Origin of the sequence: Staphylococcus sp. HMSC14D10, from assembly GCF_001808125.1 — a bacterium.
Lineage (GTDB): Bacteria > Bacillota > Bacilli > Staphylococcales > Staphylococcaceae > Staphylococcus > Staphylococcus haemolyticus.
In genome coordinates this window covers 9,253-33,203 of record NZ_KV792258.1, presented here as the reverse complement: position 1 = coordinate 33,203, position 23,951 = coordinate 9,253, and the positions used below count along the sequence as shown (strand labels likewise).

The 23,951-nt window shown below is 31.8% G+C and carries 16 protein-coding genes and 2 pseudogenes; 12 read left to right on the top strand and 6 right to left on the bottom strand.

Features of this window, described 5'->3' with window-relative positions:
- The first annotated feature begins 201 nt into the window (after nucleotides 1-201).
- The 3 genes from HMPREF3134_RS07995 to HMPREF3134_RS07985 are packed head-to-tail and all read left to right on the top strand — an operon-like array spanning nucleotide 202 to nucleotide 6,286.
- A complete protein-coding gene (locus HMPREF3134_RS07995) occupies nucleotides 202-1,989 on the top strand; it encodes a type I restriction-modification system subunit M (RefSeq protein WP_070442054.1) in 1,788 nt (595 codons plus the stop codon).
- Nucleotides 1,982-3,244, top strand: a complete 1,263-nt coding sequence (locus HMPREF3134_RS07990; protein WP_256262279.1) for a restriction endonuclease subunit S — start codon at nucleotides 1,982-1,984, stop codon at nucleotides 3,242-3,244. Before HMPREF3134_RS07995 ends, HMPREF3134_RS07990 begins: the two co-directional genes overlap by 8 nt.
- A 12-nt stretch (nucleotides 3,245-3,256) precedes the next feature.
- Nucleotides 3,257-6,286: a type I restriction endonuclease subunit R gene (locus HMPREF3134_RS07985; RefSeq protein ID WP_070442049.1), complete on the top strand. Its 3,030-nt coding sequence runs from the start codon at nucleotides 3,257-3,259 to the stop codon at nucleotides 6,284-6,286.
- 465 nt (nucleotides 6,287-6,751) lie between these two features.
- Here HMPREF3134_RS07985 and HMPREF3134_RS12050 read toward each other — a convergent pair whose 3' ends face one another.
- A complete protein-coding gene (locus HMPREF3134_RS12050) occupies nucleotides 6,752-6,871 on the bottom strand; it encodes an LPXTG cell wall anchor domain-containing protein (protein WP_141738635.1) in 120 nt (39 codons plus the stop codon).
- 126 nt (nucleotides 6,872-6,997) lie between these two features.
- On the opposite strand from HMPREF3134_RS12050, the gene HMPREF3134_RS07980 reads away from it, so the two are divergent.
- The 6 genes and pseudogenes from HMPREF3134_RS07980 to HMPREF3134_RS07955 all read left to right on the top strand — a co-directional run bounded on the left by HMPREF3134_RS07980 (nucleotide 6,998) and on the right by HMPREF3134_RS07955 (nucleotide 14,279).
- A complete protein-coding gene (locus tag HMPREF3134_RS07980) occupies nucleotides 6,998-7,399 on the top strand; it encodes a helix-turn-helix transcriptional regulator (RefSeq protein WP_232502624.1) in 402 nt (133 codons plus the stop codon).
- A 179-nt stretch (nucleotides 7,400-7,578) separates the two neighbouring features.
- Nucleotides 7,579-8,577 carry a substrate-binding domain-containing protein gene (locus HMPREF3134_RS07975; RefSeq protein WP_070442045.1) on the top strand — a complete coding sequence of 333 codons (999 nt, stop codon included), beginning with the start codon at nucleotides 7,579-7,581 and terminating at the stop codon, nucleotides 8,575-8,577.
- 88 nt (nucleotides 8,578-8,665) lie between these two features.
- Nucleotides 8,666-10,384 (top strand): glycoside hydrolase family 13 protein, encoded by a 1,719-nt coding sequence (locus HMPREF3134_RS07970; RefSeq protein ID WP_070442042.1) that lies wholly within the window; start codon nucleotides 8,666-8,668, stop codon nucleotides 10,382-10,384.
- On the top strand, nucleotides 10,368-11,693 hold the full coding sequence (locus tag HMPREF3134_RS07965; protein WP_011274416.1) for a sugar porter family MFS transporter: 1,326 nt from the start codon (nucleotides 10,368-10,370) through the stop codon (nucleotides 11,691-11,693). Before HMPREF3134_RS07970 ends, HMPREF3134_RS07965 begins: the two co-directional genes overlap by 17 nt.
- Before the next feature lie 539 nt (nucleotides 11,694-12,232).
- Nucleotides 12,233-12,625: pseudogene (locus HMPREF3134_RS07960) on the top strand (hydroxyacid dehydrogenase); the annotation flags it as partial.
- A 235-nt stretch (nucleotides 12,626-12,860) separates the two neighbouring features.
- Nucleotides 12,861-14,279, top strand: a complete 1,419-nt coding sequence (locus HMPREF3134_RS07955; RefSeq protein ID WP_002498810.1) for a pyridoxal phosphate-dependent decarboxylase family protein — start codon at nucleotides 12,861-12,863, stop codon at nucleotides 14,277-14,279.
- 366 nt (nucleotides 14,280-14,645) lie between these two features.
- On the opposite strand, the gene HMPREF3134_RS07950 is transcribed toward HMPREF3134_RS07955, so the two are convergent.
- On the bottom strand, nucleotides 14,646-15,866 hold the full coding sequence (locus HMPREF3134_RS07950; protein ID WP_031869706.1) for a hypothetical protein: 1,221 nt from the start codon (nucleotides 15,864-15,866) through the stop codon (nucleotides 14,646-14,648).
- On the bottom strand, nucleotides 15,866-16,678 hold the full coding sequence (locus HMPREF3134_RS07945) for an abortive infection system antitoxin AbiGi family protein (RefSeq protein WP_031869705.1): 813 nt from the start codon (nucleotides 16,676-16,678) through the stop codon (nucleotides 15,866-15,868). The genes HMPREF3134_RS07950 and HMPREF3134_RS07945 overlap by 1 nt, the downstream gene beginning before the upstream one ends.
- A 190-nt stretch (nucleotides 16,679-16,868) precedes the next feature.
- Between HMPREF3134_RS07945 and HMPREF3134_RS07940 the strand changes: the two genes are divergently transcribed.
- The 3 genes from HMPREF3134_RS07940 to HMPREF3134_RS07930 are packed head-to-tail and all read left to right on the top strand — an operon-like array spanning nucleotide 16,869 to nucleotide 22,717.
- Complete coding sequence (locus tag HMPREF3134_RS07940) at nucleotides 16,869-18,383, top strand: class I SAM-dependent DNA methyltransferase (protein ID WP_070442036.1); 1,515 nt, start codon at nucleotides 16,869-16,871, stop codon at nucleotides 18,381-18,383.
- Complete coding sequence (locus HMPREF3134_RS07935) at nucleotides 18,373-19,614, top strand: restriction endonuclease subunit S (protein WP_070442033.1); 1,242 nt, start codon at nucleotides 18,373-18,375, stop codon at nucleotides 19,612-19,614. Before HMPREF3134_RS07940 ends, HMPREF3134_RS07935 begins: the two co-directional genes overlap by 11 nt.
- Entirely contained in the window at nucleotides 19,598-22,717 is a 3,120-nt protein-coding gene (locus HMPREF3134_RS07930; protein WP_070442030.1) for a type I restriction endonuclease subunit R, read from the top strand. The genes HMPREF3134_RS07935 and HMPREF3134_RS07930 overlap by 17 nt, the downstream gene beginning before the upstream one ends.
- 77 nt (nucleotides 22,718-22,794) lie before the next feature.
- Here HMPREF3134_RS07930 and HMPREF3134_RS07925 read toward each other — a convergent pair whose 3' ends face one another.
- The 3 genes and pseudogenes from HMPREF3134_RS07925 to HMPREF3134_RS12525 all read right to left on the bottom strand — a co-directional run.
- A complete protein-coding gene (locus HMPREF3134_RS07925; protein WP_070442027.1) occupies nucleotides 22,795-23,361 on the bottom strand; it encodes a peptidase in 567 nt (188 codons plus the stop codon).
- 151 nt (nucleotides 23,362-23,512) lie between these two features.
- A pseudogene (locus HMPREF3134_RS07920) lies at nucleotides 23,513-23,733 on the bottom strand (hypothetical protein).
- A 13-nt stretch (nucleotides 23,734-23,746) separates the two neighbouring features.
- On the bottom strand, nucleotides 23,747-23,951 hold a 205-nt coding region (locus HMPREF3134_RS12525), incomplete at its 5' end, for a DUF1643 domain-containing protein (protein WP_083279115.1).

The window sequence follows — 23,951 nt, the reverse complement described above, 5'->3', positions numbered from 1 at the left end:
TAACAACGGTACTTAACAATGATTTACAGACAATTATTAACTATTATCTATCAAAATGAAAACTATATTTTAATAAAATTAAAGCATCCTTCACTTTTGCGGTGAAGGATGCTCTTATTACTATTTTTTTCTATTTTCTATCTCTGATAATATAGAAGTAGAGAATTTCAACTTTTTTATCTACTAAAGGAGATATACATAATGAACGAATTTAAAAGACATCAACAAACATCGATTAATGTTCAAAAACAAGCAAACCTTATTTGGAACGTTGCAGACATTTTAAGAGGATTATATAAACCCCATGAGTATGGGAAGGTCATCTTACCAATGACAGTCATTAAGCGTCTTCATGATACGTTACTAAAAACGCGAGATGAGGTTCTTAAGACCGCAGAAAGTACCCAATCAATGAATGACGTGATGCGAGAACACCTTTTGAAGAACGCTTCAGGGTATTCATTTTATAATACAAGCTTATATACTTTTGAAACATTACTCGCAGACCCAGCAAATATTGAATCAAACTTTAGAGCTTATCTCAATGGTTTCTCTAAAAACATGCAAGATATTCTCGAAAACTTTAAGTTTGATGTTGAAATTACGACAATGGCAGATAATGATACTCTATTTTATGTAATTCAAGAGTTTAACAAGGTAGATGCATATCTAGGTCCAGACAAGATGACGAGCACCGATATGGGATACGTGTTCGAGGAGCTTGTTCGAAAATTTTCAGAAAGCTACAATGAAGAAGCAGGAGCGCACTTTACAAGTAGAGATATTATTTATCTTATGACTGATTTATTGCTCATCGAAGATAAAGATACTTTGTTTAAAGAGCATGTATTCAAAACAGTTTACGACCAGACAATGGGAACTTCTCAAATGCTCTCAGCAATGACAGAACGTATTCACGATATGAACGATACTGCCGAGGTAGCTACATTTGGTCAAGAGCTAAATCCTGAAACTTATGCGATTGCAAAAGCAGATACAATGATTCGTGGGGGAGATCCTGAAAACATGGCGCTTGGAAGTACATTAACGAATGATCAGTTTAAAGAGTTTACGTTTGATTACTGTATTTCCAACCCACCATTTGGTGTCGATTGGAAAAAGGATCAGAAAGCAGTAAAAGCAGAGCACGAACTCGGTGAACTTGGTCGTTTTGGCGTTGGATTGCCCCGAGTTAGTGACGGACAGTTGCTATTTCAACTCAATGGAATTTCGAAATTAAAAGAAACAGGACGCATGGCGATTATTCACAATGGTTCTGCCTTATTTTCTGGAAATCCAGGTGCTGGCGAGAGTTTAATACGTCAGTATATTATTGAAAATGATTGGTTAGAAGGTATTATACAACTTCCTAATGATTTATTCTACAATACAGGGATTGCAACTTATATTTGGATTATTACTAAAGACAAATCTCCAGAACGTCTTGGGAAAGTACAACTTATTGATGCGTCTAATATGTATGAAAAACGTCATAAAAATATTGGTGAAAAAAGAGTAGATATTTCTGTTGCATGTAGAGAAATGATTGTTCAAGCATATGGAGAATTTAAAAATAAAGAATATTATCTTGGAGATAAAACAGTAGAATCAAAAATATTTGAAAACGAATCATTTGGATTTACTAGAGTGACAATTGAACGTCCAAAGCGCGATGAAAAGGGGAATATTATTTATAAAAAAAATGGTAGTAAGACTGCAGATAATAACTTAAGAGATACAGAAGATATTCCATTAGAAGAAGATATTGAAAAATATTTCGAACGTGAAATATTACCCTTCAATCCAGATGCATGGATGGATCGTAAAAAAGATAAGATTGGTTATGAGATACCCTTTACAAGATTATTTTATAAATTTGCACCACCAGAAGCTTCAGAAGTTATTGCGCAACGTATTAAAAAATTAGAAGAATCCATTGTTGCAAACTTTCAAGCCTTGTCAGGGAAGGATGTGGAAAATATTGACTAGAAAATTAAAAGAAACTAATATTGACTGGATTGGAGAAGTTCCTGAGAACTGGGAAATATCTACAATAGGTTCTCATTATACTGAAAGAACTGATAAAGTTTCAGATTTAGATTATATACCATTATCTGTAACGAAAAGTGGTATCGTTCCTCAATTGGAGATTGCTGCAAAATCATCAAATCATGATAACCGTAAATTAGTATTAAAAGATGACTTTGTAATAAACTCACGTTCTGATAGAAAAATGTCTGCTGGTATTTCTAGCATTGATGGTTCTGTATCTGTTATAAATACCGTACTTTATTCCAATACAATAGATAGAAATTATACAAAATATTTACTAAAAAATTACGCATTTGCTGAAGAATTTTATAAATGGGGGACAGGAATTGTTGATGATTTATGGTCTACTAAGTGGTTGAAAATGAAAAACATCCCGATTCCAGTTCCTTCTAGCGAAAAGCAAAAACAAATTGGATCAGTAATTGATAGTATGGTTCAAAACACTAATAATATTATTAATGGAACTAAAGAATCTATTTCAGAACTAAAGAAATACAAACAATCACTCATCACAGAATCTGTGACAAAAGGCCTCGACTCTACTGTAGAAATGAAAGATAGTGGTATTGAATGGATTGGAAAAATCCCAAAACATTGGCAAACAATTAAAATGAAATACTTATTATCAACCCCGTTATTATATGGGGCCAATGAGTCAGGTATACCTTATCAAGAAGACCTACCACGTTATATCAGAATTACAGACATTTTAAACAACAATAAATTGTCTGATAACAATAAATTGTCGTTATCACTAGAAAAGGCCAAATCATTTTTTTTGAAGGAAAATGATATCTTATTTGCAAGAAGTGGAGCTAGCGTAGGAAAAACATTTTTAATTTCTAAAGAAAATGTGAATGATACTTTTGCAGGTTACTTAATAAAAGCGAGTTTTAAAGATAATGTCAATGCTAAATATATATTCTTATTCACTCAATCTTATGCTTTCGAAAATTGGAAAAATGCTATTACAATTCAATCTACAATACAAAACATTGGGGCTAATAGATATAACAATCTAATAATTAGTTTACCAACTTACGAAGAGCAACAACAAATCATCCAATATCTAGATAATAAAACCTCCGCTATCGATAATATCATCGCAGATAAAACGAAAGTCATAGAAGAGTTAGAGAATTATAAGAAATCATTAATTTACGAATATGTTACAGGCAAAAAAGAAGTGTGAGGAGGAATATCGGTGATTGCAAATAGAGAAATTAACTTTGAACAAGATATAGAAGCAAGTCTAGTTCAATACGGAGGATGGGAGTCTGTACGATTTCAAGATACTCATTACGACGCAAATCTCGCACTTGACTCAGTAATATTATTAGAATTTGTAAAAAAAACTCAACCTAAAAACTGGAAACGATATATTTCTGTCTACCGCACTGATGCAGAACAGAAGTTTCTAAAACGCTTAAATGAAGAAATCACAACACACGGAATATTGCATGTCCTCCGCAAAGGAATCAGAGATCGAGGAATCTCTTTTAAAGTTGTTTACTTTCAACCTGCATCATCTTTGAACACAGAAAATATTAAAAAATATAAAGCTAATCGTTGCCAATGTGTGCGTCAATTTCAGTATAGTAACCAGCATAGAAACACTATTGATATGGTGTTAATGATTAATGGGATTCCTCTTGTTGCATTAGAACTTAAGAACCAATACACAGGTCAAAATGTAGAACATGCGAGATTACAGTTTGAACAAGATAGAGACCCACGAGAATTGATTTTTCAATTTAACACTCGTTTTCTAGTATATTTCGCAGTAGATCATTTTAATGTATTGATGACAACAAAACTAGCAAAAAATAAAACTTACTTTCTCCCCTTTGATCAGGGATCTAACGGACCTGGTCATGTTGGAGGTGCAGGAAACCCACCAAATCCTGATGGATATCCGACTTCTTACTTATGGGAAAGTGTACTCACAAGTCATCAGTTATTGGACATTATTGAGCGGTTTATGAATTTAGAAGAGAAAAAGAAACTACTGATTTTTCCACGTTATCACCAATTGGATGTTGTGAAAAAATTAATATCAGATACTCAGCACCATGGTCCTGGAAAGAATTATCTCATTCAACATTCTGCTGGTTCGGGTAAGTCTAATAGTATTGCTTGGTTGGCATACCATCTCGCTTCCTTGCATAATGATGAGAATCAACCGATCTATTCATCGGTCATTATTGTTACAGACCGTACTGTTTTAGATCGCCAACTTCAAAATACATTAATGAGTTTCGAGCATACCACTGGGCAAGTCGAAACTATTGGAGATAATAAAACTTCTCAAGATTTAAAAACAGCTATAAATGACCAAAAGAAAATTATTATTACTACATTACAGAAGTTCCCAGTAATTTATGATGAAATAGATGATACAGCAGGTAGAAGTTTTGCGATCTTGGTCGATGAAGCGCATTCTTCTCAAACAGGAAGCAGTGCACAAAAATTAAAACATGCGTTAGCAGACAAAGAAGCTTCTTTAAAGGAATACCAAGAATTTGAAGAAAGCGTTGAAGATCAATCACTAGATGACCAAGATCAAATTGTTCAAACGCTACTATCTCAAGGTCAACATGATAATTTAAGTTTTTTTGCTTTTACAGCTACACCAAAAGAAAAAACCATTGAAATGTTTGGAACAAAACAAGGAGATGGTTCCTATCATCCATTCCATATTTATAGCATGAGACAAGCCATAGAAGAAGGATTTATTCTAAACGTTTTACAAAATTACATGACATATAGTACTTCCTATAAAATTGCGAAGTCGATTGAAGAAGACCCAGAATTGCCAAAGACAGAAGCAGTTCGAGCTATCGCTAAATATCAATCTCTTCATCCTTGGGTACTTAGACAAAAAGCCGAGATTATGATTGAACAATTTAGATCAGTGACACAAAAAGCAATTCAAGGTAGAGGAAAGGCAATGATTGTGACAGCTTCTCGACTCCACGCCGTACGGTATATGCAAGAATTTAAAAAATACATCAAAGAAAAAGGATACACAGATATGGATGTGTTAATCGCTTTTTCAGGTACAGTAGAAGATGATGGAATTGAATATACAGAGCCAAAGATGAACTTAACGCATTCTGGAGAACGTATCCAAGAAAATCAACTGAAAGAAGCATTTCATAGTAAAGACTTTAATTTATTAATTGTCGCAGAAAAATACCAAACAGGATTTGACGAACCTTTACTTCATACAATGTTTGTCGATAAGAGATTACGCGGAGTAAAGGCAGTCCAAACATTATCTCGCCTCAATCGTACTATGCCTGGAAAAACAGATACTTTTGTTCTTGATTTTGTAAATACAGAAGAAGAAATATATGAAGCATTCCAACCTTTTTACGAAGCAACTTCTCTAAAAGAAGAAATTAATATTAATTTAATTTATGATACACAGAGTAAACTTCGTAAATTCCATATATACAATGATGATGACATTCAAACAGTCATGAAATTAAATCGTCAAGCAAAACAAAAACAAAATGATCAATTACTTGGTCGATTGAGTAGCGTGTTACGTCCCGTTATTAGTAGATATAATGATCTTCCAGAAGATGTTCAATACGATTTCAGAGTTACACTAAGAAACTTCAACAAATGGTATAATTATATCGCTCAAATTGATCGTACTTTTGACAAAGAGTTACTAGAAGAAAGTATTTTTACTGGTTTTTTATTAAAATTCATTCCTAAAAAACAACGCAACTATATCGATATAGGAGACAAAGTAAAGTTAGAATACTATAAATTGCAAGAAGATTTCAGAGGAAATATAGAACTCGTCAATGAAGATATGGAAAGTGGGCAATTGGTTCACCCTTCAGAAGTGAGTGCAACTGTTGAACCTGAAGAAGAGTACGATTCTTTAAATGAAATTATACACAAAATCAATGAACGTTTCCCAGATGATTTTACTCAAGGCGATAGAGTACTCGTTGAAAATATGCGAGAAACATTGATAAACAATACAAATGCGAAACTTGTAAACATGGCTCAAAACAATAGCGAAGAAATGTTTGCGAATAGTTTATTCCAACAACAATTCCTAAACTTCTTGATTGATCAATATAATCAAGGAGAAGCTGCATACTCTAAAATGTTTGGCAATAATAGAGATTTTTATGACACTGTTTATCAACTACTAGCAAAAGATTATTATAGATGGCTGCGATCCCAAAAAGCAGATAATTTTGCTTAAATTAATTATTTTTAAACTAACTTAAAGATTGTTCACAGTCTTTAAGTTAGTTTTTGCTAAATTTTTAATTTAGCTATAGTCTCTCATCCCAAGTTCACTTTCATACGATATGTTTTTTAATATTTAGTTATTCTAAAATTTCTAAATTCTTATAGGATTTTTAAAAGGTCATATTTACTTGCATGGAGAAGCAAATCACCTACATGCTCTAATTATAATCTACTCAATAAATTCCTATAACTCCAATTATTTCACTAACTATTTCACTTGCCCTTGTTACTCACTTCTGATTTTCAAATAAATTAAAGGATTCTAATATCTGATTAAATTTTTCAAGAAAAAACCGCATCACTTATGATATGCTTCTCCATATCAGTGATTTTGCTAAAAAACTTTCAAAGTTATTATTTTTTCAACAAATACTTTAGAAAATTTTTATTATTTAATATTAACTTTATTTAAATTTTAAAGTTTTTTAAATATTAATAATGATCGTGCAGCAAATAATACAGAAACAACTATTGTAACCAAACCGGAGTTAGACTGTTCATCTGTTTCTGGTAATGTATTATTCTTAACTTGCATTTGAGTGTTATTACTTGCTTGAATAATACTTAAATTCTGTAATTGATTATTCTATGTTGGTTCATTCAGCTTATTTGCGAACTCTCTCAAAGTATTGAGTCAAACAACTCCAATGATATTCTAATTATGCAATATTTATATCAATTAGTTTATACCTTACAAGAAAAGTTCCCTAAAAATTTTTCAGTGCAAGTTGATATTGTAAATGAAGATATTCAACATGCTGTTGATTTTATAAATACAAATTATCAAAAACACATCACTGTTGAAGAAGTAGCTAAAACTGTCAATATTACACGAAGTCATTTATATAAATTATTCAAAAAGAATTTGAGTTGTTCGCCTAAAGAATACTTAACCTATATAAGGATGTATCATGCTTCACAATTATTGATACATACGAACACACATATAAGTGAGATATCAAGACGCGTTGGTTACAAAGATCCACTATTATTCTCTAAAAATTTCACAAAACATTTTGAAATCAGCGCTTCTGAATATCGGCGCCAATTTGCCAATCAATGAGCCAAAGGAAATCAACTTTTTAATTAATATATTACACAATTTCGTTAATCCTCTTGTTAATCGTTCTTTATTTCTAGAAAAAGCTTAGGTTTATATGTACCGTTTCAATATATTTCTATATATTATATAATGACTTTAATAGAGCTTTGTAAATTTATTAAAGAAACGAAGGGGCAAAAATGTCGGTAACTATTAAAGATATTGCAAAAATAGCTAATAAAACACCTTCTACAGTTTCAAGAGTTTTATCCAATGCTGGTGGTTATAGCTCTAAAACTGAAAAAGAAATTAAGCGTATAGCAGAAGACCTAGGTTATAACAAGAATCTAGCTGCAGAAGAACTTGTTAAGCAACACGGAAAAGTAATTGGTGTAATGATGATGGATGCAACGACTAATTTTTCTGGTGACATTATTAATGGTATTGAAAAGCAAGTTACTGAAGAAGGTTTTAGCGCTATATGGGTACACGCCGGCTATCAAGATGCAGAAAGGCAAAAAAAAGCTTTAGCGCTACTTTTTGAACGTAGAGTGTCTGGCATAATTATTATTTCATTGACTTTAGAAGAAAGTAATTTCATATATTTAAAAAACATGAATATTCCATATATCTATTTATCAGTTAACCCTAAAAATAACGCTCCATTTATCGCTTCGAACGATTTTCAAATGGCTTATAAAGGAACACAGTATTTAATTAATAAAGGACATCAAAAAATTGCTTTTACTGGTATTGATTTTGACGAGAAAAACATTGGATCAGAACGAATTAAAGGATATCAACAAGCCCTACAAGACTATAATATTAAAGGATATAAAAAATGGATCATTGAAGGTGATTATAGCTATGAAAGGGGTTACGTCAGTGCAAAAAATAAATTGACAAAGATGAATGTAAGCGCTACACTAGCTGCAAGTGATGAAATAGCACTAGGTGTAATAAATGGGTTATCTCTTGTTGATATTTCTATTCCTAAAGATTTTTCGGTAATGTCTATAGATGGGACAAGCATCTCTCAAATGTATCGCCCACGTTTACATTGCGTTAGACAAGATTTCTTTAACATTGGTTTTGAGGGTGCAAAAGCATTAATTAATACCATTTCTAATTATAAACCTCTTAAATCAAGTTATATCCCTTTTAGTTTAATAGAAGGTGAAACAATTAAGCACATTTAAAAATCTAAGTTTTTAACTTAGATTTTTAATTATTATTTTTACTCAAACGTTTGAGTAAAAATTTCTCTTTATAGAAAGGATGTTTTTTATGGAAAAAAATTGGTGGAAAGAAGCAGTTGTTTATCAAATATATCCACGTAGTTTTAAAGATAGTAACAATGATGGCATAGGAGATTTACAAGGTATCATACAAAAATTAGATTATCTTGACAAACTTGGTATTGATGTTATTTGGTTAAACCCAATTTATGAATCTCCAAACGATGATAATGGATATGATATTTCTAATTACAAGAAAATCATGAATGATTTTGGAGATATGAATGATTTTAATCAATTATTAGAAGAAGCACACAAAAAAAATATAAAGATTATTATGGATTTAGTAGTTAATCATACATCAGACGAGCATGCATGGTTTATTGAGAGTAGAAAAGATAAGAATAATGCTTATAGAGATTACTATATTTGGAAAGATGGTGACGATGGTAATTATCCGAATAATTGGCAAAGTTATTTTAATGGCCCTGCGTGGACATACGATGAAACAACTAATCAGTACTATTTGCACCTATTTTCAGAAAAACAACCTGATCTTAATTGGGACAATGAACAACTAAGATCCGAAGTTTATGATATGATGCGCTATTGGTTAGACAAAGGCGTTGATGGCTTTAGAATGGATGTTATAAATATGATTTCAAAAGATCCAAATATCCCTGATGACCCTAACATATCTCAAAACCTTGAACCAAATTCAGCTTCATTTATTGCAAACGGTCCTAATGCGCATCGTTATATAAATGAAATGAATAAAGAGGTTTTATCAAAATATGACGTAATGACAGTTGGAGAAATGGTGAATGTACCGATTGAAGAAGCATTAAAATACACTGGTTCTGAGCGTAATGAATTACAAATGATTTTCCAATGGGAACATATGTCACTAGATTATGATCCTATTAGAGGTAAATGGAATAATCAAAAAGTAAATTTAAGAGATTTAAAAGAAAGTTTATTTAAGTGGCAAGAAAAACTTCAAGGTATTGGATGGAATTCATTATATTGGAATAATCACGATAACCCAAGATGTGTTTCCCGCTTTGGTGATGATCGACCAGAATATCGTAAACTTTCGGCTAAAATGCTAGCTACCACATTACATTTATTGCAAGGCACACCATATATTTACCAAGGTGAAGAAATCGGTATGACAAACATTCACTTAAATCATATTGAGCAATATGAAGATATTGAAACATTAAACGCATATAAAGAATTAGTCGAAAATAAAAATTCTATAACTAATTCGCAAATGATGAAATATATTCATTTTGCCTCTAGAGACAATGCACGCACTCCTATGCAGTGGGATTCAACAAAAAATGCTGGATTTACTGACAGTACACCTTGGTTCGTAGTTAATGAAAATTATAAAAATATTAATGTAAAAGCATCATTAAATGATAGCGACTCTATATTTTATTATTATCAAGCACTCATCCAATTAAGAAAGCAATATGAAATTATCGTTTATGGCAGCTTTAAAGCAATAGATAGAAACAACAGCAAGATATTCGCTTTCGAGAGAACTTTAAATGAAAGTAAATTATATGTTGTAAGTAATTTTACAGACGAAAAAATAAATACTAATTATAGAATTGAACAAAATGAAAATAAAAAATTGTTAATTGGAAATTATGGTGAACCTATCCTAAAAAATACATTACGTCCATATGAAACGAAAGTGTATTTAATAGACAATATAACAAGTGAAAGTGTGGATAACAATGGAATTCAAAGTTAATAAAAAACTCATTTTTGTACTAGGTGCACTTGGCGGTTTACTCTATGGATATGATAATGGCGTAATTTCAGGAGCTTTACTATTTATTAATAATGATATTCCACTTACTAGCTTTACCCAAGGATTAGTTGTATCTTCTATGCTAATCGGTGCTATTATAGGCGCTGGCTTGAGTGGTCCGATTTCTGACAAATTGGGGCGCCGTAAAGTTGTATTTATTATTGCTATCATTTACATTATTGGTTCTTTATTAATGGCAGTTGCAAATAGTGTCGATTTATTAGTGATAGGACGACTTGTTATAGGTTTGGGTGTTGGTAGTTCAACAGCTATTATACCTGTATATCTTTCTGAAATGGCCCCTACAAAATTCAGAGGTTCCTTAGCCGCATTAAACCCTTTAATGATAACTATTGGTATATTAGTAGCTTATTGTACAAACTTTTTATTGGCTGATGCAGAAGCTTGGAGATGGATGATTGGCTTAGCAGTTGTACCAGCTATCATATTATTAATCGGCGTTATATTTATGCCTGAAAGTCCGAGATGGCTATTAGAAAACAAATCTGAAACAGCAGCACGTCACGTCATGAGCTTAACATTTAAACAACATGAGATTGAAAAAGAAATAAACGATATGAAAAATGTAATTCATAACTCAGAATCCGCATGGAAATTACTCAGAGCAAAATGGGTACGTCCAGTACTTATCATTGGCTGTTTATTTGCATTTTTCCAACAAATCATAGGCATTAACGCAATTATATATTATACACCACTTATACTAACTAAAGCTGGATTAGGAAGTTCAAGCTCTATACTTGGAACAGTTGGTTTAGGAATAGTCAATGTTTTGGTAACAATTCTCTCTATAGTTATCATCGATAAAATTGATAGAAAAAAATTACTTGTAATTGGGAATATTGGGATGATTATTTCACTTTTGATAATGACAATTACAATTGCTACTATGGGTATTACTCAAGTTGCTTGGATTATTATCATTTGTTTATCGTTATTTATACTATTCTTTGGCGCAACATGGGGGCCAATTATGTGGGTAATGTTGCCAGAAATGTTCCCTACACGCGCTCGAGGTGCAGCTACTGGTATCGCTATTGTAGTATTACAAATAGGAACACTTATTATTTCTCAAGTATTTCCTATCCTTGTTAATATGTTAGAAGTACAATATGTATTCTTGATTTTTGCAGTTATAGGGGCATTAGCACTCATTTTTGTAGTTAAATTCTTACCGGAAACGCGTGGTAAAAGTTTAGAAGAAATCGAATTACAATTACAAAACTAAAATTGTAATATTAGTGTAAAAATAATGATTTTAAAATTATTTAATTATCCGATATCAAGTATAATTAAATATGAAATTTAAGGCTGAGACACGATATGATATAGCCCTTTCAAACTAGACGATGTACAAATCGAAACTATAAGGGAGTAATATATCAAGATTCTGTCCCAGCCTTTTATTTTAAGAATATCTATTTATGTCTCATACTCTTTCATATAGCGATCAAACTTAAATAAGCATATTCAATCCTTTATTTCTTCTTTATAAATTCCTATTTTACTAATCTTAATTTATTACAATTTATTTTTGAAACATACATAACCGAAAATCTTGTACTTAATACCCTTCCCCCTACGCTCTCTTAAACGTTATGTTTCTGTATCTAACGTTTAGGAGGCTTTTTATATTCTGAAATTTGTTTGTTTCAGACAAAAAACACCTACTACTTCATCATTTTAGACATACCTAATCACTAGGCACATACTAAACTTAAATTAAATATTGCGAAACTTCTCACATAATCAAAGGAGACGATTTTTATGAAAAAAGTTTTTATAGCAGGCGCAATTCCAGAAACAGGACTTAATCAACTCAAAAAACATTTTGATGTTGATATGTACACAGGTGAAACGTTGATTTCTCAAGAACTGTTAATCCAAAAAATTCAAGATGCAGATGCATTAATCACTTTATTGTCTACCCAGGTAAGCCGACAAGTTATTGAATCGGCGCCAAAATTAAAAATCATTGCAAATTATGGTGCTGGTTTTAATAACATTGATATCCAAGCAGCTCGCGAACACCATATTAATGTTACGAATACACCTATAGCTTCTACAAATGCAACAGCTGAGTTAACAATGGGAATCTTATTGGCTGTCGCTCGTCGTATTCCTGAGGGCGATCAACTTTGCCGTAATGAAGGGTTCAATTTGAAAATCACAGATGATAATCTGCAAGTCGATTACCCTCGTCAATTTCTGAAAGGCGCACATGCACCGAGTGTTAAAGCACAGCACGTTATTCATTGGGGCGACACCTTCTGGGTTTCGTCGTTATGGTTAGCGTGGTTTTATTAATATCTGCTATCATTTATATTGTAGTAAAACGTCGTAATTAATACGTCTGTCTTTTATTAAAAATATAATTGAAGGAGAGAGTATGGAAATGGAATTCAATGAGAACAATATCGACTTAGAGACGATTATCAGAGATGAAGTTAATAAATATTTATCTAGAGATATTGGAGACTTACCTGCGACACAACAGGCACCGCTCGAGTTGAGAGAGAAATATGAAAAGATGGAAGTGCCGAATAAAGGGCGAGATATCTATGAAGTACTCAAAGATTTAAATAATGAAGTGCTGAATTATTTATATCGTCCGAACCATCCACGTTCATTCTCATTTATACCAGGTCCAGCATCACGTCTATCATGGCTTGGAGACATTTTAACAACAGCAAATAATATCCATGCCTCTAATTTTGCCAATGCGACGCTGCCAATTAATATTGAGCGTAATTTAATTAACTACTTGGTAGGAAAAATCGGTTATGAGATCAAACCGGCCGGTGGTGTCTTTGTATCTGGCGGTTCAATGGCCAATTTAACAGCTATCGTTGCGGCTAGAGATGCACAGGTAGAAATGGAAGATATTAAAAAAGCAACCGTTTATCTTACATCTCAAACGCATCATTCTGTAGGCAAAGCCTTGCATGTTGCAGGCTTCCTTAAAAATAATATCCGCAGAATTGAGTACAACGATGACTTTACAATGAATACAGATAGCTTAAAAGCCGCAATTGATAAAGATATTGAAGAAGGTTATAAACCTGCTATGGTGATTGCGACTGCAGGCACGACTAATACAGGTTCTGTCGATGATTTCACCACACTTGGAGATATTTGTGATCACTACAATCTATGGCTCCATGTAGACGGTGCTTATGGACTATCACATATCTTATCCGATAAAGCACAACACTTATTTAAAGGCATTGAACGTTCAGATAGTGCCAGTTGGGATGCTCACAAATTACTGTTCCAAACATATAGTTGCGCTATGGTAATCGTGAAAGAAAAGAATCATCTGCTGCAAAGCTTTGGCGAAGATGCTGAGTACTTGGATGATATTGCTTCAGATGATGATGTGATTGATCCAGAAATGTTAGGCATTGAACTTACACGCCCTGCACGTGCTTTAAAATTATGGATTACTCTGCAAGTCATTGGTGAAGATGAAATTATCGAGCGCATTAAATACGGCGAAGGTTTAGCAGAATATGCAGAAGAATACGTGTCAAGTCTCGATAACTGGCGTATTATCTCACACGCTAATCTTTCCATTGTGAACTTCAGATATGAAAACAGTGATTTAACTGAAGCACAAAATAATCAACTCAATAGCATGGCTGCGCAAAAAATTGCAGATTCTGGTTATGCCATTGCTTATACCACAGTATTGAATAACCAACGTGTCATTCGTTTATGTACAACGAACCCATTAACGACACATGATGATATCAGAGAAACAATAAATCGCCTTGATCAGTATATTGGTGATTACGATATGAAAGATGCTTAATCAAAAATACTTCTTAATAGTAAGTAACCCCCAAAAAGTTGAACTTTTTAGGGGTTCTTTTTTCTCTTTATGAGGATTGATTATCTAAGTGTAACTTAGCATCTTTAGCAGGTTTTGCTGGTGTGATACGTCTACCTTCTCCCTACCAGTGAATTTACTAAAAAATTCTGTAGATATAACATTTCTAAATAAATGAAGAAAGACAATTTCTATTGATATAATATAGAAATTGTCTTTTTTTATAAATTATCGTATTATTTTCAGCTTATTGAGCTGTTACCTTTCTTACATTCAGTGCTATTAATACGAAACCAAAGTATCTTTTACTTTATTTATTTCTCGAGTGAAACCCATCTTAAAGAGTATTTAATTTGATTTATAGTTACTAATAAAGGCATCTAAAGTTTCCGCTTCTTCAAAAGCAATATTTTCTAATCCGATAGGTTCGATTGTATTGAATGAAGCTTTTAAAATAATAGTAATTACATCTTCAGGATTAAATTTTAGTTTAAATTCATCATCTTGTAATTTTTCATAGGCTGAGGATTTTACTTGATAATAACATTGATATTGTGTGTAAGAGATTTTTTGAGTGAAAATAGTTTTTGTTACTTCTTCCTCTTGAATTAAGGTGAACTTTTTTCCTTTTATATCTTCTAAATCGAAGGAAGATGTTTTGATTAGTAAACTTTCTAAACGCTTTTCTTCCAATATTAGTTTTTGTTTATATAATAAAAAGTAGGTTTTTACTCCTTCTATAATTTCTTTAGAATTAAACGGGGTGGATATCTTAAATTCTTTACCTAACGAATTTTGAAATTCATGAATAATTTCAAATAATTTTAAATCTCTGTTCAAAGATTCTAAGATTTCTTTATTTTTACTTGCTGAATCATTATTAAATTTTATCTTATTTGTTGTATACATTTCGCCACTAGCTAGCGCTATTAACATTTTATAAGTATCAATTATATTAATTGTATTTACTTCCCCTATACTTTCATTAAAAAGATGATGAAATCCCCAACTAATATATTCTAAATTTTTTTCTATTAACATGAATATCTTTATATATCGGGTCTGATATAAATATTTCATTTCTTTTTTACTATCATATGCTATTCTATAAAAATCTAATCTTTTAAATTTCCCATCAACTTTAATTGATATATTTAGTTTATCTTCTTCATTAAATTCTGGAGCTTTCATTATTATATATGTTTCTGTATCTTCGTTATTCGCAATAGATTTATAAACATCACTATCTTCAAGAGGAATATCTTCAAAAAATTGCTCCATTTTATAATCATGTATTTCAATCATCTTTTGACTATTTTTTAAGTAAAATAAAAATTCATTTGAATCTTGATAATCCTTAAGTTTGAATTTTAGTTTACTCGTCAATTCATTTTTTAATACTGCAGAATTCTCATTAACTGCGTCATACTTCAATTCTTTAATTAATTCTTCTTTACTTGGATATTGTCGTTTCAATTTATTCTGCAATTCTCTGTCTAATTCATTAACAATTAATGACGGCATTTTATCGCTGTTTAAAGTTTTTTCAATTTGTTTTTTACTAAGCATTACATAAAATCCTCTCTTAAGTGATTTAAGACACTTATTTTTGAAATGAGTAAGCTTTTTTCTTGATCATCATAATTAGAGCAATTAATATCATTTATTAGCTGAATAACGTCCTCTTCTTTTTCAACAATAATGTACCTAATATCATCACAATTAAATTCTAATTTATTACTTGATAATTTTGTTAAAGCTTCATTATAATAATTTCTTTTAGAGTCACTATTTTCATTGATGTAAAAAGGATCTAAATCTTCATCAACTAATTTTATACTTCTCCATTCTTGTTCATCCATGAATATTTTCTCTTCTATTTTATCAGTTTTTTCACAATATTGACTTCCTTTAAAATGTTTTAAGAAGAATAATGAAGCGAATATAAACTCATATACTTTTTCATCAGTGTCTGGTTTATTAACTATATTATTAAACACTTCTTGATACATTTTAATATACTCACTAGTATTCGATACATAATGCAATGGCTGTAGGTTTTTGTTTACTCCCCAAGATTTTTTCATACATATCGCATAGTCTCCATACCATTTATTATGATCTTTTAATTGATTTAATGGTATATCACAAAAACATAACATTGGAAACGTAATGTCTTCGATAGGAATTCTCTTTCCACTTAAGTCAGTAGTCTCTATATTTAAATATTCTACTTCTTCAGTTACATACCTATATTGGAAATAACCATTTATTATTATGTCTTTAAGCCAATTATATTTTTTAACACATTTAATGAATACATTTGCATTTTGAGCACTTAATGGAGTTTCTTTAGCTTCTTGAACTTTATAATTTTTCATAATTCCACCTAATTATATTTTATAAGAGCAATATTACGACACCGCTCCATTTTTCCACTTTTATTTAATAATAATCTAATTAATATTTTTAGTCTATTTGTTATTTTTTATAAAATCAGTTAAATTATGTACATCAAAATTCAATATTTTGCTATATTTAAGCTAAGAATGATTTAAAAGGGGTTATTAAATGGCAACTATTGGATTTGAAGAAAAACTATGGCAAGCTGCTGATAAATTGAGAGGAAGTATGGATGCTGCTGAGTATAAAAATGTAGCACTAGGTTTAATATTTTTAAAATATGTATCAGATTCTTTTGAAGAAAAGTATGAAGAATTGAAGCTAGATCCTTATGCTGACGAAGAAGATCAAGATGAATACTTAGCAGAAAACATTTTCTGGGTTCCAAAAGAAGCAAGATGGCAATATATCAATGATAATGCTAAGAAACCAGAAATTGGACAAATTATTGATAAAGCCATGATTGCAATTGAAAATGAAAATGAATCACTCAAAGGTGTATTACCTAAAGAATATGCAAGACCTGCATTAGATAAAGAAAAATTAGGCGATATTATTGATTTATTTACATTTAAAGTTGGCGACACAGAGAGTCGTAAACAAGATGTGTTAGGTCGTGTGTATGAGTACTTTATTGCTAAGTTTGCAAGCGCTGAAGGGAAAAATGCCGGAGAGTTCTATACGCCATCATCAATTGTAAAATTATTGGTTGAGATGATTGAACCTTATAAAGGTCGTATCTATGATCCATGCTGTGGTTCAGGTGGGATGTTTGTACAAAGTGAACGTTTTGTTGAAAAACATCAAGGTCGATTAGACGATATTGCGATTTACGGACAAGAATCTAACCCTACGACTTGGAAATTAGCAAAAATGAACTTAGCGATTCGTGGTATTGATAACGACTTAGGTGAACGAAATGCTGATACATTTCATAACGATTTACATAAAGGATTAAAAGCAGATTACATATTAGCCAATCCCCCTTTTAACGCAAGTGATTGGGGTCAAGAACGATTACTTGATGATTATCGTTGGCAATTTGGAGTACCTCCCAAAGGTAATGCTAACTATGCATGGATTGAACATATGATTTCAAAATTAGCACCTAGCGGAACAGCAGGATTTGTATTAGCCAATGGATCAATGTCTACAAGTGGTAAAGATGAATTAGAAATTCGCAAAAATTTAGTTGAACAAGATTTAGTGGAATGTATTGTTACTTTACCAGGTCAACTCTTTTATTCAACGCCAATCCCTGTATGTCTTTGGTTTATTAGTAATAATAAAGGTCAAATTGGTAAAAAAGAACGTAAAAATGAAATTTTATTTATTGATGCTCGTGAAATTGGTCATATGGTATCTAGAACATTAAAAGAATTTTCAGATGAAGATATTCAGAAAGTAGCACAAACATATCATGCTTGGAGAGGTACAAACAATGAATCATATGAAGATATAGCTGGTTTCTGTAAAGTAGCTGATCTTGAAGAAGTTAAGAATAACGAATATATTTTAACGCCTGGCCGTTATGTTGGTTTAGCCGATGTTGAAGAAGATGAAGAACCATTCGAACAAAGAATGGACCGTATTACTGCTGAACTAAGTGAACAATTTACGAAATCAAAAGAACTCGAAGATCAAATCCGTAAATCATTGGAGGAATTAGGTTATGGACTTTAATAAATATCGTTTAAAAGACATAGCTGAATATAAAAATGAGAGAATTGAAACTAATCAATTAACTACGGTAAATTATATATCTACTGAAAACTTATTGCCTAATAAGCAAGGAAAACAACCAGCAAATAATTTACCGAGTAGTAAAACTGTAAAAAAATATACCTCCTCGGATATATTAATTTCTAATATAAGGCCTTATTTTAAAAAAATTTGGCAAGCTAATAGTCTTGGCGGTCATTCTAACGATGTATTAAATATTACTTCTATCAATGAGAAAATTTCTAATGATTATCTATATTACTATTTATCACAAGATAAATTCTTTCAATACATGACTCAAACTTCTAAAGGAACCAAAATGCCTCGTGGAGATAAAGAAGCTATTATGGAATATGAGATAAAAGTTCCTAAAAACATAGTACATCAAAACTTTATAAGTAACCTTGGAAAATCTTTAGACAATAAGATAGAAATTAATAAAAAAATCATAGCAAACCTTGAGGAACTATCACAAACATTATTTAAACGTTGGTTTGTAGATTTTGAATTTCCAGATGAAAATGGTAACCCCTACAAATCTAGTGGTGGAAAAATGATTGATAGTGAATTAGGAAAAATACCTAATGATTGGAAAATAAGTAACTTTCAAGAAATAACTGCTTTTAATACAGAGATGATAGATACAAATCAATTAGAAAACCCTCTAAACTACATAGGTCTAGAACATATTTCTCGTAATAATATTATTTCTATTGATAGATGGGAAAATACCTCTAAAGTTACAGGAAAAAAGCTTAAGGTTTGTAAAGGAGACATTTTATTTGGTAAATTACGTCCTTACTTTCAAAAAGTGGGTATTTCTCCAATAGATGGAGTAGTATCTACGGATATAATGATTTTTACTCCTAATTTTAAGAATGTTTATTACTTCATACTTTTATATTTAAGTCAAAAAAATTTTATACGTTATATTACTAGCACTTCCACTGGTACAAGGATGCCTAGAACAGGAAAAAAACAAATTAACTCATATAAAATAGTCTTACCTACAAATTTAATACTCACTTCTTTTAATACTATTTTAAATAGATATACAGATTTAATTAAATTATTAATAAATGAAAATGCAAAATTAATTCAACTAAGAGATACGCTTCTTCCTAAACTCATGTCTGGAGAAATAGAAATACCTGATGATATTGAGGTGAATACGGATGAACTTTCAATTTAATGAAGATGATTTAGAACAAGTCGCATTAGAATGGTTACAATCACTAGGCTACGACTATAAAAAAGGTAATGAGATTAGTATGACAGGTCTAGCGCCAGAACGTAAAAGTGATAAAGACGTTGTCCTTCATGAACGTTTAGAGAAAGCATTAAGAAAAATCAACTCAGACATCCATCCTCGTTTTATTGAAAAAGCGATACATGAACTAACGTTAGAGAAGTCGCCCAACCTTTTAGAAAATAACCTTACCTTTCATGAAAATTTGATTAATGGTATTGAAATCGAAGACTATGATGATGAAGGACAATCGATTGTAGAAATTGTTAAAATCATTGATTTTGAACATCCACGAAATAATGATTTTTTAGCAGTCAATCAATTCACGGTCATTAATGGAGACTATACAAAACGTCCCGATATTGTACTCTTTATCAATGGCTTGCCTATCGTTGTGATTGAACTTAAAAATTCAACCAATGAAACCGTAGGCGTCGAAGACGGCTATCATCAATTAGAAACATATAAAATGCGTATTCCACAATTATTTACATTTAATGAAGTGCTTGTTACAAGTGATGGCATTAATACTAAAACCGGTTCACTAACTGCGAACTATGATCGTTTTATGACTTGGCGTTCTAAAGATGGAGAAACGGAATCATCATCAAGTTTAACTAGTTTAGATGTGCTGATTCATGGGATGTTAAATCCTAATACTCTACTTGATTTAATTCGATATTTTGTTTTATTTCAAGATGATGGCAAAGGACATATCAGTAAAATTCTAGCAGCGTATCATCAATATTATGCCGTTAATAAAGCCGTTGACAGAGCTTTATTAGCTTCATCTGGGCAAGGTGATGGTAAAGGTGGCGTTATTTGGCATACCCAAGGGTCTGGTAAAAGTTTAACCATGGTCTTTTTCTCTGGGAAATTAATTCAAATGCTGAATAACCCTACTTTAGTTGTCGTGACAGATCGTAATGATTTAGATAACCAACTGTACAGTACGTTTGTTAAATCAAAAGGACGTTCTGGTAAAGGATTATTAAGACAAACGCCAAAACAAGCTGAAACACGTAAAGAATTAAAATCGTTATTATCTGTTGAGTCGGGTGGTATTGTATTTACAACGATGCAAAAATTTGAACCTGAACAAAATGAAACGACTATGGCTGCCCTAACAGAACGTAAAAATGTGATTGTTATGGCAGATGAAGCGCATCGTACACAATATGGTTTTAATGCAAAATACGATGATAAAGGCGAAGGCATTAAATATGGTTATGCGAAATATTTAAGAGATGCTTTACCGAATGCGACGTTTGTAGGATTTACAGGCACGCCCGTAGCTTCAACGGATAAAAATACGCAAATGGTCTTTGGGAACTATATCGATGTTTATGATATGACACAAGCCGTCGCTGATGGAAGTACGGTTAAAATTTACTATGAAAGTCGCGTAATTCCATTAAATCTACCTCAAAATTTAGATTTAGATGAAGCATATAATGACATTACAGAAGATCAAGAAGAGGATGTAAAACAACGTTTAAAATCAAAATGGTCACGAATTGAGGCCTTAGCAGGCGCAAAACCTCGTGTAGAAGCCTTAGCCAAAGACATCATCCAACATTTTGAAACACGTCAGCAAGCGATGAAAGGTAAAGGAATGATCGTAACGATGAGTCGTCGAATTGCTGTTGATTTATATGATGAAATCATTCGTCTAAAACCGGAATGGCATTCGGATGATGATGATAAAGGTGTTATTAAAGTGGTAATGACAGGCTCATCTAGTGATCCTGCTTCTTTCCAAAGACATATTGGTCCTAAAAAACGTCGTAATGTATTAGAAAAACGTATGAAAGATGTGAATGATGAATTACAACTCGTGATTGTTCGAGATATGTGGCTGACAGGGTTTGATGTTCCTTCCATGCATACGATGTATATTGATAAACCGATGAAAGGCCATAATTTGATGCAAGCAATTGCCCGAGTTAATCGAGTGTTTAAAGATAAACCGGGTGGATTGATTGTCGATTATGTGGGTATTGCCGAAAGTTTGAAAGAGGCACTTAAAGAATATACAGAATCTGATCAAGCTCAAACGGCAATAGATACAGATAAAGCGGTTGAATTGATGTTATTGAAGTATGATGTGATTCAAGATATGTTATATAATCTTGATTATTCTAAATTTAATTCAGAGAAAAAATCGGAACGTTATTATACAATATCGAATACGATGGATTATGTGATTGGTTTAGGTGAAGATGAACGTCAACGTTTTATTAAAACGGTCACAGAGTTAGGTAAAGCCTTTGCGCTTTGTGCGACTGAACCTACAGCCCAAGAACTCAATGATGAAATTGCCTTCTTTAAAGCGGTTAAAGCAGGACTTGTTAAATTGTTACAACCGCCAAAAGAAGGAAAAACACGTAAAACACCTGCAGAAGTTGAAGCAGAGATTAATCAACTTGTGTCACAATCTGTTGTGACTGAAGATGTCATTGATGTTTATCAAACGCTAGGTCTTGAACAACCCGATTTATCAATCCTATCTGATGATTTCTTAAAAGATGTCGAAGGATTGAAACAAAAAAATGTTGCGGTAGAATTATTAAATCGATTACTCAAAGGGCAAGTTAAATCATTAATGAAAACGAATGCGACAGTATCTAAGCGCTTCTCTGAGATGTTAGGAAATTCGATTAATAAATATAATAGTCGTTCCATTGAAACATCAAAAGTGATTGAAGAACTCATTCAACTTGCCAAAGATATTAAACAAGAACAACAACGAGGAAATGAATTAGGCCTAAATTCGGATGAGATTGCGTTTTACGATGCTTTAGTTTCACATGAAACAGCGAAAAAAGCGATGGAAGACAAAGAACTACGTGCGATTGCTCACGAGCTAACTAAAACAGTGAAAGAAAACATGAGTGTTGATTGGTCTAAACGTGATAGCGCAAAAGCTAAAATGCGTGTAGCTGTTAGACGATTGCTTAAGAAATATGGCTATCCGCCAGATTTACAAAAAATGGCTGTAGAGCAGGTCGTAGAACAAGCAGAACTTATGGCGAGTAATCAATAAAAAAATAAACTAAAAGAGCATCCCTCACCGCAAAGTGAAGGATGCTCTTATATTAAGGAAGATAATTCATATATACTTCATTCATTTATTTTATGACTAAAATCTTTTCTGAAAGCATCGTATGGACCTTTATAAAGAGTACTTTCTTTAGCATGTTGGACATGACGCTCTTTATCTTCATCGCTTCTATCATCAATATAATCAATAAATTCTCCTGTTCGCTTATCAATAGTGACAGCAGCTTTCATAGGATAACCCTCTGCATCTTGAGAAGTAAATTTGATAGCATAAACATTATTATCAGTTCTAGTAGTATCTATACGATAGTCATTTCCTGTGCGTATAGGTGGAAACTCATCTTTTACTTTTTGAATAGCTTCATTTTCTGTTATTAACTGCAGGTCTTGTTGTGAACTTGAATTATTATCAGCTGGTTGATTTTGTTCTGTTTGATTTATAGTATTTTCTTGAGATGATTGTTTAGAAGTATCTGATTCATTCGAACTTGTATTATTTGAATCAGTATGAGTGTTTTCTTTCTGTTTATTTTTCTCACTATTTTCCTCATCGTGCTCAATATTAATTGTACAAGCGGATAGTAAAAAAGAAGTTAAAAGTACTAAACTAATTATATATTTTTTCATAAATTAAATGTCCCTCCATTATTTTAAATTGTACAATATATTTTAAATAAAATTAAATATATGTAATGGGAAATAGCAAAAAAATTAAATAGAGATCATCCCTCACCGCAAAGTGAAGGATGATCTATTTTTATTGTAATTAGTATAGTCTTTATTTTGATAGATAATGGTTAATGATTGTCTGTAAATCATTGTTAAGTACCGTTGTTATAGAGTCATCATTCATAAAATCATCATAGATTTTATCAAGTATTCTTCATCTTCAATCGCTGTGAAATGATGTACTAATCCTTTTACAATCGATATATAATTTTGTGATTCTAAACAATTAGCAACCGTTTGCCAATCTGATTGTTTAGTTTCATGGTTCATAGATAATCCTCCTTTATTTCAATGTCCATTTTTGACGCGCTTTAGGATTAAGTGGATGCATAATTTCATTCGTTGTCGGATTTATGAGCTTTTTTACTTTCTTTTTATGAGGTTTTAACATTTCCATCACTTGCTCAACGCGTTCGACAACAACGGGACGCTTCGCATAAGCACCATAGGCTAAAATCACTGTGTCACTTTCACTTATCGCTTTCATT

Excerpts from the sequence above, each read along its gene's own strand:
- HMPREF3134_RS07995 (WP_070442054.1), top strand. The coding sequence starts at position 202 with ATGAACGAATTTAAAAGACATCAACAAACATCGATTAATGTTCAAAAA.
- HMPREF3134_RS12050 (WP_141738635.1), bottom strand. The coding sequence starts at position 6,871 with ATGCAAGTTAAGAATAATACATTACCAGAAACAGATGAACAGTCTAAC.
- HMPREF3134_RS07980 (WP_232502624.1), top strand. The coding sequence starts at position 6,998 with ATGCAATATTTATATCAATTAGTTTATACCTTACAAGAAAAGTTCCCT.
- HMPREF3134_RS07975 (WP_070442045.1), top strand. The coding sequence starts at position 7,579 with ATGTCGGTAACTATTAAAGATATTGCAAAAATAGCTAATAAAACACCT.
- HMPREF3134_RS07970 (WP_070442042.1), top strand. The coding sequence starts at position 8,666 with ATGGAAAAAAATTGGTGGAAAGAAGCAGTTGTTTATCAAATATATCCA.
- HMPREF3134_RS07965 (WP_011274416.1), top strand. The coding sequence starts at position 10,368 with ATGGAATTCAAAGTTAATAAAAAACTCATTTTTGTACTAGGTGCACTT.
- HMPREF3134_RS07955 (WP_002498810.1), top strand. The coding sequence starts at position 12,861 with ATGGAATTCAATGAGAACAATATCGACTTAGAGACGATTATCAGAGAT.
- HMPREF3134_RS07950 (WP_031869706.1), bottom strand. The coding sequence starts at position 15,866 with ATGCTTAGTAAAAAACAAATTGAAAAAACTTTAAACAGCGATAAAATG.
- HMPREF3134_RS07945 (WP_031869705.1), bottom strand. The coding sequence starts at position 16,678 with ATGAAAAATTATAAAGTTCAAGAAGCTAAAGAAACTCCATTAAGTGCT.
- HMPREF3134_RS07940 (WP_070442036.1), top strand. The coding sequence starts at position 16,869 with ATGGCAACTATTGGATTTGAAGAAAAACTATGGCAAGCTGCTGATAAA.
- HMPREF3134_RS07935 (WP_070442033.1), top strand. The coding sequence starts at position 18,373 with ATGGACTTTAATAAATATCGTTTAAAAGACATAGCTGAATATAAAAAT.
- HMPREF3134_RS07930 (WP_070442030.1), top strand. The coding sequence starts at position 19,598 with ATGAACTTTCAATTTAATGAAGATGATTTAGAACAAGTCGCATTAGAA.
- HMPREF3134_RS07925 (WP_070442027.1), bottom strand. The coding sequence starts at position 23,361 with ATGAAAAAATATATAATTAGTTTAGTACTTTTAACTTCTTTTTTACTA.